Here is a 16500-nt window from a genome sequence, read left to right as displayed (position 1 = left end):
GCTTTGGAGCGAGCGGCCCCGCGGTAGATTTTCAGCAAACGGTCAGACGTTGAAGCGGAAATGCATCACGTCGCCGTCCTTAACCACGTATTCCTTGCCTTCCAGGCGCATGAGACCCTTTTCCTTGGCCCCGGCTTCGCCGTTGCACGAGATGAAGTCGGTATAGGCGATCACCTCGGCCCGGATAAATCCCTTTTCAAAGTCAGAATGGATCACCCCGGCAGCCTGGGGGGCTTTGGTGCCGTTGACGATGGTCCAGGCCCGCACCTCTTTGACCCCGGCGGTGAAATAGGTGATCAGGCCCAACAGTTCGTAGCCGCTGCGGATCAGGCGATCCAGGCCAGGCTCTTCCAGCCCCATGTCATGTAGAAAGGCCTGTTTTTCCTCGCCGTCCAACTCCGATATCTCTGCTTCGAGTTTGCCGCAGATCACCACCGCACCGGCACCTTCCGCTCCGGCGATCTCCCTGACCTGGGCCACAAAGGGATGTTCGCCGTTCAGGTCGTCCTCCGCCACGTTGGCCACATACAGGACCGGTTTGTCGGTCAAAAGGTGCAGGTCGCGCAGCCAAAGCCGTTCATCCTCATTTTCTGCCACGCCATGGAGTTTTTTGACCTGCTCCAGCAGCCCTTTGACCCGCTGATAGAAGGTGACCTCATCCTTGGCTTTTTTATCCCCGCTACGTGCCATCTTTTCGGCTCGCTGGATCTTCTTATCCACCGTGTCCAGATCGGCCAGGGCCAGTTCGGTGTTGATCACCTCGATGTCGTCGGCCGGCGAGACGCGGCCGTTGACATGCACCACGTTATCGTCGTCGAAACAGCGCACTACATGGACGATGGCATCCACGCTACGAATGTGCCCCAGGAACTGGTTGCCGAGGCCCTCTCCCGAACTGGCCCCCTTGACCAAGCCGGCAATGTCCACAAATTCGATGGTGGTTGGCTGGATCTTCTGCGGCTTGACTATGGCCGAGAGCTGATCCATGCGCGGGTCAGGCACCTGTACGATTCCCACGTTGGGGTCGATGGTGCAGAAGGGGTAATTTGCCGATTCGGCGCCGGCCGAGGTCAGCGCGTTGAAGATGGTGGACTTGCCCACGTTGGGAAGGCCGACAATACCGCAGTTAAAACCCATGAGTTCACCTTTTATAAGTTACTGTTCAAACGTCAACGTCAATTCTGCCACGGAGCCACAGAGACTCAGAGAAAACCAAAATCAGGGTACGATAAACAAAAAAAGATTCATATTTTGTCAGCGCTTTTCTCTGTGAACCTCCGTGTCTCTGTGGCAGATCTTATCTTTGCCGTTTACTTTTCCACGAAGTTGCGGTTGTTGAACATGCTCATGGCCTTGGGCAACCCCTCGTCCAGCATCATCTCCAACATGTCCAACCCGCCGTCCAGCACACGGGAGAGCGTTTCCATCTGCTCCGGCGGGATATGCCCCAGAACATAGTTGCTCGTATCGCCGTGGACCGGTTTGCCGATGCCGATACGCAGCCTGATGAAATCCCCCTTGCCGAGTTGTTCCATGATGGAGCGCAGGCCGTTGTGCCCGCCGTGGCCGCCACCCTGCTTGAAACGTACCGTTCCGAACGGCAGGTCGAGCTCGTCATGGACAACGATCAGGTGCGACAGTGGTAGTTTGTAAAACTGAAGCGCCTGCATGACCGACCGTCCGGAGAGATTCATGAAGGTCTGGGGTTTGAGCAGGATAAGGCGGTTGTCGCCGCGACTCCATTCGCCTGCCAACCCGGAAAAGGACTTGCGGGTTATGGATGTGTTTTCCAGGTGAGCCAGACGGTCCAAAAAAAGGAAACCCGCATTGTGGCGGGTCCATTGGTACGTGGGGCCGGGATTGCCCAGCCCCGCTATGAGTAAAGTATTCATGTAATAGAACTGGTCCGGTTATGCGGCCGGGGCGGCAGCCGGGGCGGCCTCTTCTTCCTTGGCCCTGCCGAGGACGCTGACAACAGGGGTCTTGGGATTGTCGAGCAGTTTGACCCCTTCCGGAAGAGGAATCTCGCTGACGTGGATCGAATGGGCGATCTGGAGGTCGGTGATGTCAATCTCGATGTGGTCGGGGATGTTGTTCGGCAGACACTCCACGTGCAGTTCGTGATGGGCCAAGTCCAGCAAGCCGCCTTCCTTGACACCTGCTGCGGTGCCTTTCAGGATGACCGGAACGGTAACACGCAACTTTTCATTCATGTTGATGCGATGGAGGTCGATATGGCGGTAGGTGCCCCTAAGTGCATCGCGCTGCATATCGGCGATAATAGCCATGCTCTGGTCCAGGCTGCCGCCTCCAACCAGGGTGATCAGGTTGTTTTGGCCGCCTTCTCCTGCAAGAGCATTCTGCAGATCGCGATATTTGATGCTTACCGCAACCGGATCCATTCCCTTGCCGTAAACGACGCCGGGAACCATGTCGGCATTCCGCAACTGGCGGCTTATACCCTTGCCGGTCTTCGATCTCAGTTCGATGTTCATCTGTTTCTGTTGCATACTGTTCCTCCCAATGTAGTGATGGGGCTGCCCCCACCTCTGTACAGTTATAAAAATATGTCTCTAGACAAAAAGTGAGCTGACGGACTCGTCTTCATGGATACGCCTGATAGCTTCCGCCAGAAGGCCCGACACGGACAGCATCGTGATCTTGGATGTCGTGTTTTCCTTATCTCCCAGCGGGATGGTGTCGGTGAGTACTACCTCGGCAATATCCGAGTTATTGATACGTTCGATGGCCGGGCCGGAGAGCACTCCGTGGGTGGCACAGGCGTAGACGGCAGTGGCGCCGTTCTCTTTGAGTGCCTTGGCCGCTTGGGTAAGGGTACCGGCGGTATCGATCATATCGTCAAGAATGATGGCGATTTTGTTACGCACATCGCCGATCAAGTGCATGACCTCGGCCACGTTGGGGCCGGTGCGGCGTTTGTCGATCACCGCCAGGGTGCATTCCAGTCGTTTGGCAAAAGCACGGGCGCGCTCGGTACCGCCCGCATCCGGGGACACCATGACGATCGGTTGACCGTCGAAACGGCTCTTCAGATGATTGAGAATAACGGGCGCAGCATAGAGATTGTCCACCGGGATGTCGAAAAAACCCTGGATCTGGCCGGCGTGCAGGTCTACCGTCACCACCCGGTCGATCCCGGCCTTGGTGATCAGGTCAGCCACCAGCTTGGCGGTGATCGGGGTGCGCGGTGCGGCCTTGCGGTCCTGGCGGGCATATCCGTAATAGGGAACCACAGCGGTAATGGTTGCTGCGGAGGCGCGCTTAAGGGCGTCAGTCATGACCAACAGTTCCATCAGATTGTCGTTGGTCGGGGCACAGGTGGACTGGATGACATACACATCGCGGCCACGAACGTTTTCATTGATTTCAACCATGACCTCGCCGTCCGAAAACCTGCGGACACGAGCCGCGCCTAGGGGCACCGTGAGGGCCTCACAAATTTTCTGGGCAAGGGTGGGGTTGGAGTTGCCGGAAAAGATTTTGATCTTGTCGAGCATATGGATTGTCTGCCTCTCAGCCGAAAAGGATCAAACCGGGCTATACGCGCGGAAATCCCTGAATTTCCAAAAAGGAAATGAAAGATATACTAAAATGGCCGCCAAAATGCAACCTCTTTCGATCATGGGTCGCTGATTCCTGTCAAGCGCAGAAAAAACAGGTGTGGGCTGGTGTTGCCGCGATCAAGATTACCGGGAGGTTATACCCATCAGTTCCGCAGCACGATCCCTTCATCCAGGGCGAAGAGAAGGAAGTTACCGGCATCGTCGGGTTGAAGGCCAAGGCCTGCGGCAATGGCATCGGCCCGGCTCCTGCCGTCCAAGCGCTCCAGAAGGTGGAAATAGGGCTTAGCCAGAGACTCGGTACAGACTCCGTTGTGGCTCGAATAGATGGCGGCAAAGGAACCGACGGGGACCAGGGCGTTTGTCAGGCGGCGGATATCCGGTATGCCGGCATCGAGTATCTCCAGAATTTCGTAGTTGAATTTTGCCAAGCGGACTGAACCTGCCAATCGCAGAGTAGATTGCAGGAGGCGGCCCTTGTCCGGTATCCGCCCCCGCGAGCGTTCCAGCGGGCTCAGGAGCGCGGCGGCATAGTGATAGTGGTAGTCCACAAGGTCGAGAACCACCGGCAGATAACGTTTCAGTGTCGGCCCGCTGAACATACTGTTCAGAAAACCCCGTTGGAGTTGCCAGACCTCTTGCTCGTCAAGGTCGCTTTCATCGATTTGCGAGCCCCTCTCCGTCAGTAGCCATTCTGAAAACCGGTGCAAAAAAACGCTGGGGAACATCTTGAGGGCTTTGGCGACCTCATTGAACCAAGCCACGGCCCTGCCACGGGTGTAAAAGATGTCGCAGGCCGTTGCCAAGCGCTGCGCCGCAGTCATGGCGTCGGCTGGAAAAGTGGGGGAGGAGAGCAGGGTGTAGGGGGGGCGGGGCAGGTGGTTAAGGCCGATGGCGTCGCTCCGGTCGGCAAGTGCGGTGCCGGGCAGCACAGCCAGGGGGAAGATGTCCAGGTGGTTAGGATAGAGTGACAGGGCAAAATCCAGGCTGCGACGGAAACCTGTCAGGGTGTCGTCGGGCAGGCCGTAGATCAGATCGAAGCCGAAGGTTGCGCCGCTTCGGTTCAGGTGATCGATCCGTCCGACAAAGTCTTCGGTCCTAAAGGAGCGTCCGACCCCTTGCAGCACCCGGCTGTCGGAGCTTTGCAAGCCGATCTGCAAGGAGCAGGTGATCTGGGCGAAGAGTCGGGCCAGTTCCGGGTCGATGAACTCGCTACGGACTTCAAAGTGAAAATGGATACCGGGCGCGATCTTTTTGATCAGCCTCAGGATAGCCTTGGCTCTTTTCAAGTCCTGGTTAAATGTGGAATCGAGCACAAAGACTTGGGAAACTCTGCTTTGGGCGAAATGACGCAGCTCGGACTCGATCCGTTCCAGGGAGAACCGCCGCACGCCGTGCTGGCCGCGGGAGTCAAAGCAGAAGTCGCAGGTAAAGCCGCACCCGCGTGAAAGTTGCCACAGAACGCCCGGATAGTGGTCACAGTCCAGAATGCCACCCAGGTAGGGAGAGGGGATGGCGTCCAGGTCGACCAGAGGGGGGGCGGGAAGAAATGGCGTCGCCGCTCCTTTTATGAGTATGCCGGGAATATCTTCCAGGGTTTGGTTGTTGGCCAGTCGTTTGCAGAGGACGTTGAAGGGGTATTCGCCTTCGCCCACGATGACCAGGTCCAGGGCGGACCCGTCGAGTATGCCGTGTGGATCTGCCGTTACCTCAGGCCCGCCGGCGAAGATCAACGCCTCCGGCAGACGGCGGCGCACGTCGTCCGCGATTGCCAGGCATGCGGCGCGGTTCCATAGATAGAGGGAAAAACCGATCGCCGTCGGCAAGCCCTCCGCAACCCTTTCGGCGCACACATGGGGGACATCGTCGGTAAAAAATTCCACCAGTTCTACTTCCAGAGAAGTTTGAGCTGCAAAACCCTTCAAAAAGGCGTTGGCAAGGGGGATCGCCTGGGGGGAGGGGGCGGGATGGAGAGAGACAAGGGTGATGCGCACGGGTGTGAATCCTTTCGTGAGCCTTTGACGAGTGGTGGAAGCAGGTGTTTTGTTGGCGATATGACGAAAAAGGGCTAGCTTAATCAGCTAACCCGATCGATGATGATCCTTGCTTTATAGGGGAATTTCTACTACGTGGTTCGTTTGAAGTCAATAACAAAATCAATATGTTCGAAGTGTTGTCTTGTGAAACGCCCCGTGCGCCCGGTCATTGTTTACACTACATACGCCCTGATACCGGTAAAAATAATATACTTAGCGGGCGCCAAGTGGTATTTTTATTGGCAATTAGTAATCGATTTATGATATGTATTTAAAAAATAGTAAAAAATTGCACGGTGAACCTGATAGACGCTACACAAGTCTGATCTACACAAATAGGAAGCAATGCTCTGATTCATTTTCAGAGGCCTTCATTACGAAGGCCAATCCATAGAGCTCGAAAGGAGAGCACAATGACCAAGGCAGAGCTGGCAGTAAAGATCGCAGAGGCTGCAGGAATCACCAAGACACAGGCTGAAAAGGCCCTCAAGGGGTTCATCGATGCTACAACCGCAGCACTCAGAGCTGGCGACAAAGTCACCCTGATCGGCTTCGGTACCTTCAGCGCGGTCACGCGAAAAGCTCGTACCGGCAGGAATCCCCAAACTGGGAAGGCCCTCAAGATTCCAGCCAAGACCGTTGGCAAGTTCTCCGCAGGCAAGCCCTTGAAAGACCTTAAGGCTGCCGCACCTAAGAAGGCCGCCCCCAAGAAAGCTGCGGCCCCCAAGAAAGCTGCTCCGAAAAAGGCTAAGAAAAAATAATATCTGGTCGGCCTTTCCCGGGGCCAGGATGGCCGGGCGCTCCGCCGAGCAAAGGCCGTTTTCATCAGAAAACGGCCTTTGCAACTTCATCTTCTCGTACTGCGGCAGACAAAGGGAGAACGGCGTATGGATGACAATCAGTCGCCCGACGTATCCACATTCGGCCCCGGACTCGCCTTGGTACGCAGGCGCCGCAGGTTCTTTTTTGCAACGGTCGCCATTTACGTGCCAGCCATGTGGATCATCCACTCCATCTCCCCAACCTATCGCACAATGGGCACCGCCATCGGCATATGGGTCATTATCCTTATCGTGACCATGTTCTGGTCGGCCGTTGCTGTCTGCCCTCGCTGTGGAAACTTTTTTCATGTCAATGGCATGACCCTTCTTTATCTGCGCAAATGCCTCCATTGCCAACTTCACGTAAACGCTGATAAAAAGCCGTAGGCTGTCTGATACTGGGCGGTGTCACGAGTTTTTGTAGTACCCATTTCCTTATTTCCTTCGCATTTCCTTCACATTTTTTCCTTACCCTAACCCCGATGCCGAATCGTCGTATGTGGCACTGCCCGTCATGTGCCCTCTTTCGATACCTGAACAGGCGCGCAGGGGACGTAAAACCATGGATGTGAAATTACTTGAAGAAACGCTTTCGAGCCAGCTTCAGCTCTTCGAGAAACTGTGCACGCTCCTTGAGCAGGAAACCGACGAGCTTGCACGGATGAACCTTGAGACCATGGCGGAGATGAATCGGCAGAAGGAAGAACTTTCCGGACGTATCGGAGAACATAATGACTCCCTCCGCCGAATTATCGCCGTAATTGCGTCGGAACTGGGGCTTGCGCCGGACGTCACGCTCGGTACGGTTGCCGTTGCCATCGGCAAAAAAGGTGGGGGGCTCCTGCTGTTCCGTCACAAACTGGCGGCAGCGGCACAGCTAGTGCGGGAAACTGCCGCCGTAAATTGTGCGATTTCGGAGCGCTTTGCCAAAACAGCGGGTATGACGCTGGGGTTCCTGGGCAGCCTGATCAATCGGCCAAGCGTCTATGGGGCATCCGGCGGCTATCTGCAGAAATCATCCGTATCAGTCATGATTAATCGGGAGGCATGATATGAGCCTTAATTCGGTACTGCAAATAGGAGTGAGCGGTCTCAGCGCATACCAGACCGCCATCAGCGTAACCGGCGAAAACATCTCCAATGTCAATACCGCCGGCTATTCCCGCCAGACAGCGGTGCTCGAAACGGCACCCCAGTCAACGTCTTCCGGTGGCTTGTCCTTGGGGAACGGCGTGAGTGTCACCTCCATACAACGCTCATATGACGCAGTTCTGCAAAAAGAACTTGCGAACGCCCAAACGGAAGAAGGGTATGATACCACTAAATCCACCGTACTTCAGGAGATTGAACCTTCTTTCAATGAGGTTTCCACCGATGGCCTGGGGACGGCAATCAGCGATTTTTTTAATTCCTGGCAGGATTTGACCAGCAACCCAACCGGCACGGCTGAACGGCAGGCGGTGTTGACTGCTGCTCAGAACCTGACGGATAACTTCAATTCCGTCAGCCAGACCCTTTCGGACACTATCACCGCTCAAAACACGTCACTTGTTACCACTACGGACAGCATCAACGAGAATCTGAAAAGCATTGCCGAACTCAACAGCCAGATCAAGGTGATCGACCAGTCGGGTGGCAACTCCAATGAACTCAAAGACCAGCGCGACCAGAAGATACAGGATCTTGCACAGCAACTCGGCATAACCTATACGGAAAACAGCGACGGTACGACGGATGTCCAATACGCCGATAGCGGCGCCGCACTGGTCACCGGGTCGCAGGCCGGGTCCTTTTCGCTGACGACAAACACCACGACAGGGCTCTACGATGTCAACCTGACTGCGGCCGGAGACACAACCGCCGCTACGGTATCTCCGACGACGGGAACGCTCGGCGCAACTCTGGAGCTGCGTGACACCGTCATTCCGGGCTACCAAAGTCAACTCGATACGCTGGCAACGACCATTGCAACGAAGGTCAATGCGCAGCAACAGGCCGGCTATGACCTGAACGGCACGGCCGGGATCGCTCTGTTCAATCCCGGGACGAGTGCCGCGACGATAGCGGTTAATTCCGCCATTACCGGCACCAACCTGGTTGCGGCATCATCAAACGCTTCCAGTACGGGCGACGGCAGCAACGCCCTGGCGATGGCGGATCTGGCCAATGATACCACGACCATGTCGGGGTCCACGTTTAGCGACTACTATACCAGCATGGTTACCCAGGTCGGCCAGGATGTCGCGACAAGTAAAAACAACGTCACCCAGAACACGGCCTATAGCAACCAGTTGAGCACGCTCCGTGAATCGAACTCGGGTGTCTCCCTGGACGAAGAACTCGTCAATCTCACCAAATACCAGAAGTCGTACCAGGCCTCGGCCAAGCTGATCACGACGGTGACCGATATGATGGACACGGTCCTGGGGCTTATAAGCTGATCTGAAAAGGATATCTGATATGAGAATTTCATCGAACACGTCGGCTCTTAACGCTATCTACAACCTTCAGAAGGGGCAGACGACCCTTAACAAACTGACCGAACTGAGCACATCGGATCAGAATATCAATCGGCCGAGCGATAACCCCACATCGACAAGCATCCTGTTGAATATCAGCGATTCCCTGAACGCGATCAACCAGTATTCGACCAATATAACCAAGGCTACGACTTTACTTAACGTCACGAGCAACGCCTTGACCGGGATATCGGACACCATCACGCAAGCCAAATCGCTCGTCGATTCCATTTCGAATGGCAGCGACAGCGCGTCGGACCGGCAGAGTGCGCATGATCAGTTGGTTGCTCTGAAACAGCAGATCATCGATTATGCCAATACTCAGTCGGGTGATACTTATGTGTTCGGCGGCACCAGCAACTCCACGGCCCCGTTCAGTTCAACAAGCAATACGTATAACGGCGATAGCAATCAGTCCAAGGTGGAGATCACCGAAAACTCGTACCAAACGGTCAACATAACCGGTGACCGACTGTTAAAGGGTAGTGGTTCAAATCCCAGCTACGGCTCCACTGATATACTCAAGACGCTCGACGACCTGATCAGTGCGGTTGGGGATAGTACCACCGCGAGCGATGCCGCGGCCATACAGCAAGGGGCTAAAGATCTCGAAGCAGGTGCCACTCAGATAAACAACGCACAGATAGATGTCGCCGCGCGGTTGAAGCGTCTTGACACGATGTCCACGATGAACACCAATAATAAGACAACCCTGGAAAATGTGGTCAGCGATATTCAGAGTGTTGACTTGACGACGGTCGGTGTTGAATTGAGCCAGCAACAGACGGCATACGAAGCGGCATTGGCCGCGACGGCCAAGATATCATCCATGTCTCTTTTGGACTACCTGTAGTGCCTTGATTTGTGGTGGTCTGTTCCTGCCTTTGTGACGGTGTTTTTTTAGAGGTTATTTAAGGGGAGCCTGCCTCGGTCAGTCCACTCACTTGCGGCAGTTTGATGGGCAGCCTAATATTCGCCTGCTCGACAAGTTGTTCTTCATAGTCAATCAATTCACGGGCTGTTTTAAGTGCCCGATAAAGCCCGCCTGATGTGATACAATCCCTGATCTCGACAAAATAGCGCCGGCTGCTTGGAGCGGCAGTAATCATCTCCTGTTCCAGCCCCTCGAACCGCTCAAAAAATTTTGAATTGTTTGAGTCATTATCGATGTACATGAGTTGCAACACAAAATAGACCCGCCTCGCCGGGGTGGTGGCACCTGCTTCCGTCATGATATCTTTCTGACGCAGGATGGCGACGCTGTTGTTTTCCACAAAAAAGTTGACGGGATTGTTTCCACACTTGATTACGGCACCGCCCAGGATGATCTTTTCATGCGGTTTGAGATGTAGTTTCAGTGACATTGGGCAACCTTGCTTGTCGTTAGTGGCTTGAAAATTGAAAATGGAGGGGAGATAGACTCCCCCACATTTTTCTGTTTTAAAGTTTGTTTAGAACAGTTTCAGAACTGCCTGAGCTGCCTGCGAAGCCAGGCTCAAGGAGGTGATACCCAGGCTCTGGCGGGTCTGCAGCATCAGCAGGTTGGCGCCTTCCTGGTTGGTATCGGCCAGGGTCAGGTTGTCGGCACCGGTCTGGAGTGTGCTGACCATGTTGTCGGTAAAGGTCTGGCGTGACGTGACGACACTAAGGTTTGCGGACAGCGTTGAAGACTGGCTGCGCAAGGTGTTGAGCGCGTTTTCGAGCTGGGTTGCCGAAGACTGAATACCGGCGGTGCCGGTGGTGGAATCCGCCCAGTCGATACTTCCGCTTCCCGTTCCTGCCGTGCTCAGGCCCAGGCCGGTTGCAGTGGCGTCGAAACCCTGGATCTGCAGCGTAGCGCCGCCGGTTGCGGGAGCGAATTCAACAGTCTGGTTCTGGCTGTTGAGGAAGTTGGTGCCGCGGTAGCCGGAATCGCTGGCCAACTCGGTGATCTGAGTCATCAGGGTGTTGAAGGTGGTTTCGTAGCTGGCACGGTCGGTGACGCTGGTGGTGGCCAGTGCAGCCTGGGCGACACCTTGGGCGGACTCGATCAAAGAGGTGATGCCGGTGATGCCCGCGTTGGCTGCGGAAACCATCTGCACGGCCTCGCTCATGCCATCCTTGCGGTTGGACAGGTCGGTGGCGCGGGCTGTTGCGGTCTGGGCGGCAAAGAAGTTGGTCGGGTTGTCGAGAGCGGTGTTGACCGACTTGCCGGTGGACAGACGGGTCTGGGTCCGGTTGATGAGGGTGGTAGTGTTCTGGAGGGACAACAGGTTGTTCCTCATGCCGCTGGTAAGGGAGATGTCGTTGATTGCCATGTGTGCTACTCCTTTCTGGGGTTTTTGCGGTATTTCTTACCGCACATAACATACAAAGTAGTTTGTTGCCATTGTTCGTTGCTAGTTATTCTTAAGATGAATATATTGTAATCCACCTCCTTTCGAAATAGTTGGCATAATCTTGACACCAATATGCCATTTTACCAGCTACATAAATATCCCAAAAAGCAGGGAGGTCAGGTAGCGTTTAAGTGCGATTTTATTTACCTATCGGTATTAAATATGGAATAAATGTGATTAAAATAAGGAAACGTAAAATATTGGTAAATAATCCAGAACTTATTTGTAATACATTTTATTAATATACGATTATGTAGGCATTTTATTCACAATTAAACGCAGCCAGTGGAACACACTTGTATGGTTTTGCTGTGACGGGATACCCGTTAGCATGACAGGCTGATGACTTGGCGGGCAAAACAACAGGCGGAAAGACCGGTCAAAATGATTCGCCTGAAAAACCGTCGATCTGGTTGCCGCTGGAATCCATTGATTTACCGCTGGCATCCGTGCCGTTGAAACTGAAAATGATCCTGGAAGTATCTATGGTTCCTGTCGACGAATCGTTCTGCCTGAGAGAAAAATAGATCGTTGCCTCATGGGTGGTCGCATCGTACATTACCCTGGAAGGAATGGGCGACACTACAGTGTCCGTGGAACGGTAGGCACCGTTGTCGTATAGTCCGGTATCTTTGTTGATGGTTGCACCCTGGGCCTTGGTGATGCTCCAGTTGCCGATATTCATTACCGACCCGGCGTCCATCTCCGAGTCAAACAGGAAGGTCACCGAAACCTCTTTTGAGGAATCAGCCTGGACAAAGTCCGTATCGATGGCCAGGAGCGGCACTGCTCCGAGGGTTGTGTTAAATGTGCTTTTCGTTGTATCGATGGTAGTAATTTTGGGCTGGCTGATCATATTCGTCAGGTCGGTGGCATAGGTATTGGATTCGGTGGTATCAATATTTTCCAGTGCCGAAATCTGGGATGTTACCTGATCCTTCTGGCCGCTTTTGTAGTAGGCGTTGCCGAGTTCGTAGATTGCCGCAGCGAAGTCTGACTTGAGCGAGACAGCCTTTTTCAGCACCGGGATGGCATCGCTTGTCTTGCCCTGTTCGTCAAGGCTTAGTCCAAGGCCGTAGTAGGCGTTGCCGTCTGTGGGTGAGAGTTTGACGGCGGTTCTGAAGTAGCTTTCCGCCTCTTGCGGTTTGCCTTCCTTGGTGAGGAGTTGCCCGAGGGTATAGGGTGCGACGACATTCTGCGGGTCGGCCGTCATGGCCGCCTTCAATTCCTTTTCGGCTTCGGCATTCTTGCCGTCCTGGATATAAATATTCGCCAGGGCCACATGGATATCGTCCTGGGTGTTGTCCAACTTGAGGGATTGCTTGTAGGCGGCAATCGCCTCCTTGTCCTTGCCAAGGGCCGCATAGGCCTTAGCCAGATAATTGTAGGCGGTCTTATTGTTTCCGGTGCCATCGTCGGCGTTGTATGAGATGGACATCCTGAAAGCGTTAACCGCCTGCTGGTACTTGCCGTTTTGATAAAAGGTCAAGCCGTTGTTCAACGCGGTATTGGACGCACTCTGGCGGTTTGTTGTATCCACCATGGCGGCGAAAATGGAACTGAGGCTGTCTGAACCAATGACCGATGCCATAGGCTTCTCCCTGTGTGTTTTCTGCACATTGTCGCCACGATTTGGTAGAGAAGGTGCAGTTAAAGACATTTTGTATCGAATTTATTACTCTATCGGTTTTAAATGTGGAAGAAGTGTGGTCAAAATGAGGAAGTTTGCGATATTTTGCGTAGAGGGGGCGCTCTCAAAAGCGGAAAGGCATCTCCATCGGTCGATGAAAATGCCTCTCCGCTTTTGACGGTAATTCCGTTCTGACGGCCATTCAGGGGATTCAATGATCCGGCTCGAGCGGTACCGGATCGCAGACACTGGCGCTACTGTGGCTTTTGGCCCCGCATCTGGAACAATAGAATTCAGGTTCGCTGCTTAACGTAACGCGCTGCCGGGTATCGACAACCGCGCATATTTTTGCACTTTTTCGTGTCATGACTAATCCTCCTCTCGGGATGTGTTGTCTGTCTCACTAATTTACCTTTATGATATACTTATTTTGGGGAAAATAGATAAATGAGTAGTGAGTGGTGTGGAAATGAAGGGCAAAAAAAAAGGGTTTGCAGAATGTTCTGCAAACCCTTTTAAGAAGGATGGCTGGGGCGCCAGGGATCGAACCTGGGAATGCCGGAATCAAAATCCGGTGCCTTACCGCTTGGCGACGCCCCAACAGGTAAAGAGGAATGATCGTATCAGATGGTTTCGGCAACGGCTGCGAACCAGCCCGTGCCGTCGGTCAGAACGGTGCCGGCCCGTTCCGCACTTTCTCGGTCCCGGAAAAGGCCAAAGACTGTCGGACCGCTGCCGGACATCATGGCTCCTGCCGCACCTTCGCGGAGCATAGTTTCCTTGATCTCGGCGATGACGGGAAAAGAGGGAACGGTCACCGATTCGAGGTCGTTTGAAAAGATCGAACAGATGTCCTCAATACTCCGAAAAAGCTCGGGGAGTTTAGCCAGACCTTCCCGGTTTGTCAACTGTAAACTTCTATAAACCCAAGCCGTAGAGACATGCACACCCGGATTTACCAGCAACACCCATGCGGCAGGCATGGCCGGCATAGGGGTGAGTTGTTCGCCGATGCCCTCCGCCAGGGCAGTTTTCCGGAAGATGAAGAAAGGCACGTCGGCACCCAGTGTAACGCCGATCTCCATCAGACGCTCATCCGAGAGCCCCAGCCCCATCAACTCGTTCATGCCCATCAGGACCGAGGCGGCATCACTACTGCCACCGCCTAGTCCGGCGGCGACCGGGATATTCTTGACGATGTCGATGATTGCTCCCTGCCCCTGATTTGCCAAATCGAGCAGGATTTTTGCCGCTTTCCAGGCGATGTTCCCAGGCCCGTCGGGTACGCCTTTTTTACCACAGGTTACGCTGATGCCGGGGGTCTTGGTCAGGGTCAAGGTAATTATATCGCACAGGTTTACCCGCTGCATGACCATGCGCAGGTCGTGATATCCATCAGGCCTCCGGCGGATCACGTCCAGGCGGTAGTTGACCTTGGCAGGGGCTTGCAACGTCAGGCTCTTCACGGACACTCCATTTTCGCGGGTCATATTCCCGTAGTGATGCCGGTCGAAACCGGGATGCTGTTACTTACCGCAAGAACAGTTCGAAAGGCAAGCCCAAAGTGAGCCCCGGCGTGGTTTCGCGACCTATTTGATGCAAACCCGTCGCACCTCGTGGATGTCGGTCAGCCCCTGCAGCACCTTTATGATGCCGTCCTGTTTGAGACTGGTCATGCCGTCTGTCACCGCCTGCTCATAGATTGAATCCGTATGCGCCCGGCGCTTGATCAGGCTCTTCAACTGAGAGGTGCAGTCCAGTACCTCGTGAATGCCGAGCCGCCCGCGATAACCACTGTGCCCGCAGCGTTCGCAACCCACTGCACGATAGAGGGTCAGTCCCTCCCGTTTTATGCCGCTCAGGGTGAAATCCTCCTGACCGTACTCGTCGATGTACTCACCGATTTCGGGTTCTGTAGGCTGATAGCTCTCCTTGCAGTCGGGGCAGAGTCGACGAGCCAGTCGTTGGGCCAGGACGCAGAGCAGTGAGTCAGAAAAGCCGTAAGGATCGAGCCCCATTTCCAGAAGTCGGGTAACCGTCTCGGGTGCTGAATTGGTGTGCAGCGTTGAAAATACCAGGTGGCCGGTCAGCGAGGCCTCAATGGCAATACCAGCTGTTTCCTCGTCGCGCATCTCGCCGACCATGATGACATCCGGGTCGAGCCGCAGGAATGAACGCAGGGCGGTGGCGAAAGTGAAGCCGATGCGCGCATTTACCTGCACTTGACGCAGGCCCGGCTGGGTGATCTCCACCGGGTCCTCTGCCGTCCAGATCTTGCGGGTGGGCTGGTTGATCGTGGCCAGGGCAGAATGCAGAGTTGTGGTTTTGCCGGAACCGGTCGGGCCAACGACCAGGACCAGGCCGTGGGGACTCTTGAGAGCCTCTTCGAAGACATGCATGTTTCGGTCGGACAGACCCAAGTCCTTGAAACCGATCGGTTCGCCGCTGGACAAGACACGGATGACAATGTCTTCCAGTCCGCCGACCGTCGGCATGGTTGCCACACGCAGTTCGATGTCCAACGGTCCGAATTTTTTGAATTCGATCTTGCCGTCCTGGGGCTTGCGTCGTTCTGCGATATCCAGGTCGGCCATGATCTTGAGGCGGGAAGGGATTGCAAACTTATATTTGTATGGGATCTTCTGGTAGATGGAACACTGGCCGTCGATGCGGGTGCGTACCACGACGTCCTTTTTGCCGGGGTAGGGTTCGATGTGGATGTCGGAGGCTTTTTTGACATAGGCGTCGTAGATGATCTTGTTGACCAGTTTGACGATGACGCTATCCTTCTCTGTGACCTTTTTGGTCTCTTCCTCTATGTCGGGCTCGTCGCCGAGGGATGTCTTGCTGAGCAGATCGACGATACTGTCCGGCAGGATGTCCAGATTTACCTCGTCACTGGCGCTGGTCGTTGTTCCTGCGTTTGCGACGTTGTAAAGTTGCTGGTGTGCCACCCGGATATCACTTTCAGTGGCGATTACGGCAATGATCCTCAGGCGGATGCTGTCTTCCAGTTCCCTGATGTCAATCTGCCTGAGGGGGGCGCTCATGGCCAGTGTCAGTGTATTGCCGATCTTGGAGATGGGAGCGATGCGGTGTTTTTGGGCGTAGACGACGCTGATGTACTGGGAGAGGACCACATCCAGATCCCGGCAGTTTATGGTGACATACGGCAGGTCATATTGTGTTGCCACCGCTTGGGCGAGTTGTTCTTCATCGATATAACGTAACTTGATCAGCGCCTTCTCAAGAGGGATGTTGTGTTGTTTACCGATCTCCCGGGCGTGCCGTATCTTCGGTTGATCCAGCAGGCCGTCCCTCATGAGGATATCGACCAGCTCCGGCCGCTTGTTTTTCTGGTCGAGCACGAAACGCAGGTCGCTTTCCCGTATGAATCCGAGTTTGCAGAGCAGTTGCCCGATCGTCTGGTCGGGAATGTTTTTTTGCAGTTCGAGCGCCTGTTGGAGCTGCTCCTGGGTAATCAGCTCCTGCTCGATTAATATTTCACCAACTTTTTTCACGATCATGCGTTCGT

The 16500-nt window shown here is 54.5% G+C and carries 15 protein-coding genes and 1 tRNA gene; 5 read left to right on the top strand and 11 right to left on the bottom strand.

Going from position 1 to position 16500, the window contains the following annotated elements; genetic code table 11:
• Positions 1 to 42 precede the first annotated feature (42 nt).
• From ychF to LDN12_RS10520, 5 genes are all read right to left on the bottom strand, one after another.
• Positions 43 to 1137 carry a redox-regulated ATPase YchF gene (gene ychF, locus LDN12_RS10540; protein ID WP_223922635.1) on the bottom strand — a complete coding sequence of 365 codons (1095 nt, stop codon included), beginning with the start codon at positions 1135 to 1137 and terminating at the stop codon, positions 43 to 45.
• Positions 1138 to 1310: 173 nt separating this feature from the next.
• A complete protein-coding gene (gene pth, locus LDN12_RS10535; RefSeq protein WP_223922634.1) occupies positions 1311 to 1892 on the bottom strand; it encodes an aminoacyl-tRNA hydrolase in 582 nt (193 codons plus the stop codon).
• Positions 1893 to 1910: 18 nt separating this feature from the next.
• Positions 1911 to 2510 carry a 50S ribosomal protein L25 gene (locus tag LDN12_RS10530; RefSeq protein ID WP_223922633.1) on the bottom strand — a complete coding sequence of 200 codons (600 nt, stop codon included), beginning with the start codon at positions 2508 to 2510 and terminating at the stop codon, positions 1911 to 1913.
• A 63-nt stretch (positions 2511 to 2573) separates the two neighbouring features.
• Positions 2574 to 3518 (bottom strand): ribose-phosphate pyrophosphokinase, encoded by a 945-nt coding sequence (locus tag LDN12_RS10525; protein ID WP_223922632.1) that lies wholly within the window; start codon positions 3516 to 3518, stop codon positions 2574 to 2576.
• 209 nt (positions 3519 to 3727) lie between these two features.
• The gene (locus LDN12_RS10520; protein WP_223922631.1) at positions 3728 to 5575 is read right to left on the bottom strand and encodes a B12-binding domain-containing radical SAM protein; all 1848 of its coding nucleotides are present in this window, start codon (positions 5573 to 5575) and stop codon (positions 3728 to 3730) included.
• 428 nt (positions 5576 to 6003) lie between these two features.
• Here LDN12_RS10520 and LDN12_RS10515 point away from each other — a divergent pair, with 428 nt between their 5' ends.
• The 5 genes from LDN12_RS10515 (at position 6004) to flgL (ending at position 9810) form a co-directional block, all read left to right on the top strand.
• On the top strand, positions 6004 to 6378 hold the full coding sequence (locus LDN12_RS10515) for an HU family DNA-binding protein (protein WP_374045087.1): 375 nt from the start codon (positions 6004 to 6006) through the stop codon (positions 6376 to 6378).
• 126 nt (positions 6379 to 6504) lie between these two features.
• Positions 6505 to 6825 (top strand): hypothetical protein, encoded by a 321-nt coding sequence (locus tag LDN12_RS10510; RefSeq protein WP_223922630.1) that lies wholly within the window; start codon positions 6505 to 6507, stop codon positions 6823 to 6825.
• Between the two features lie 175 nt (positions 6826 to 7000).
• On the top strand, positions 7001 to 7489 hold the full coding sequence (locus tag LDN12_RS10505) for a flagellar protein FlgN (RefSeq protein WP_223922629.1): 489 nt from the start codon (positions 7001 to 7003) through the stop codon (positions 7487 to 7489).
• Between the two features lies 1 nt (position 7490).
• Positions 7491 to 8879, top strand: a complete 1389-nt coding sequence (gene flgK / locus LDN12_RS10500; RefSeq protein WP_223922628.1) for a flagellar hook-associated protein FlgK — start codon at positions 7491 to 7493, stop codon at positions 8877 to 8879.
• Positions 8880 to 8898: 19 nt separating this feature from the next.
• Positions 8899 to 9810, top strand: a complete 912-nt coding sequence (gene flgL / locus LDN12_RS10495) for a flagellar hook-associated protein FlgL (RefSeq protein WP_223922627.1) — start codon at positions 8899 to 8901, stop codon at positions 9808 to 9810.
• 58 nt (positions 9811 to 9868) lie between these two features.
• Here flgL and LDN12_RS10490 read toward each other — a convergent pair whose 3' ends face one another.
• The 6 genes from LDN12_RS10490 to LDN12_RS10465 all read right to left on the bottom strand — a co-directional run bounded on the left by LDN12_RS10490 (position 9869) and on the right by LDN12_RS10465 (position 16492).
• The gene (locus LDN12_RS10490) at positions 9869 to 10321 is read right to left on the bottom strand and encodes a flagellar biosynthesis repressor FlbT (RefSeq protein WP_223922626.1); all 453 of its coding nucleotides are present in this window, start codon (positions 10319 to 10321) and stop codon (positions 9869 to 9871) included.
• 87 nt (positions 10322 to 10408) lie between these two features.
• Positions 10409 to 11254, bottom strand: a complete 846-nt coding sequence (locus tag LDN12_RS10485) for a flagellin (protein WP_223922625.1) — start codon at positions 11252 to 11254, stop codon at positions 10409 to 10411.
• Positions 11255 to 11714: 460 nt separating this feature from the next.
• Positions 11715 to 12926, bottom strand: coding sequence for a tetratricopeptide repeat protein (locus LDN12_RS10480; protein WP_223922624.1), 1212 nt, complete (start codon positions 12924 to 12926; stop codon positions 11715 to 11717).
• A 564-nt stretch (positions 12927 to 13490) separates the two neighbouring features.
• Positions 13491 to 13565: transfer RNA gene (locus LDN12_RS10475), tRNA-Gln, on the bottom strand.
• A gap of 23 nt (positions 13566 to 13588) precedes the next feature.
• The gene (ispE, locus tag LDN12_RS10470; RefSeq protein ID WP_223922623.1) at positions 13589 to 14431 is read right to left on the bottom strand and encodes a 4-(cytidine 5'-diphospho)-2-C-methyl-D-erythritol kinase; all 843 of its coding nucleotides are present in this window, start codon (positions 14429 to 14431) and stop codon (positions 13589 to 13591) included.
• Positions 14432 to 14554: 123 nt separating this feature from the next.
• Positions 14555 to 16492 (bottom strand): GspE/PulE family protein, encoded by a 1938-nt coding sequence (locus tag LDN12_RS10465; protein ID WP_223922622.1) that lies wholly within the window; start codon positions 16490 to 16492, stop codon positions 14555 to 14557.
• Positions 16493 to 16500: the final 8 nt, after the last annotated feature.

Origin of the sequence: Geobacter sp. AOG2, assembly GCF_019972295.1 — a bacterium.
In the GTDB taxonomy this organism is placed as follows: domain Bacteria; phylum Desulfobacterota; class Desulfuromonadia; order Geobacterales; family Pseudopelobacteraceae; genus Oryzomonas.
Note: the sequence above shows the minus strand (reverse complement) of the source record. Positions and strands in the feature narration are given on the sequence as shown.

Bases quoted from the DNA above. Each gene is read 5' to 3' on its own strand.
- ychF (WP_223922635.1), bottom strand. From the start codon at position 1,137: ATGGGTTTTAACTGCGGTATTGTCGGCCTTCCCAACGTGGGCAAGTCC.
- pth (WP_223922634.1), bottom strand. From the start codon at position 1,892: ATGAATACTTTACTCATAGCGGGGCTGGGCAATCCCGGCCCCACGTAC.
- LDN12_RS10530 (WP_223922633.1), bottom strand. From the start codon at position 2,510: ATGCAACAGAAACAGATGAACATCGAACTGAGATCGAAGACCGGCAAG.
- LDN12_RS10525 (WP_223922632.1), bottom strand. From the start codon at position 3,518: ATGCTCGACAAGATCAAAATCTTTTCCGGCAACTCCAACCCCACCCTT.
- LDN12_RS10510 (WP_223922630.1), top strand. From the start codon at position 6,505: ATGGATGACAATCAGTCGCCCGACGTATCCACATTCGGCCCCGGACTC.
- LDN12_RS10505 (WP_223922629.1), top strand. From the start codon at position 7,001: ATGGATGTGAAATTACTTGAAGAAACGCTTTCGAGCCAGCTTCAGCTC.
- flgK (WP_223922628.1), top strand. From the start codon at position 7,491: ATGAGCCTTAATTCGGTACTGCAAATAGGAGTGAGCGGTCTCAGCGCA.
- flgL (WP_223922627.1), top strand. From the start codon at position 8,899: ATGAGAATTTCATCGAACACGTCGGCTCTTAACGCTATCTACAACCTT.
- LDN12_RS10490 (WP_223922626.1), bottom strand. From the start codon at position 10,321: ATGTCACTGAAACTACATCTCAAACCGCATGAAAAGATCATCCTGGGC.
- LDN12_RS10485 (WP_223922625.1), bottom strand. From the start codon at position 11,254: ATGGCAATCAACGACATCTCCCTTACCAGCGGCATGAGGAACAACCTG.
- LDN12_RS10480 (WP_223922624.1), bottom strand. From the start codon at position 12,926: ATGGCATCGGTCATTGGTTCAGACAGCCTCAGTTCCATTTTCGCCGCC.
- LDN12_RS10465 (WP_223922622.1), bottom strand. From the start codon at position 16,492: ATGATCGTGAAAAAAGTTGGTGAAATATTAATCGAGCAGGAGCTGATT.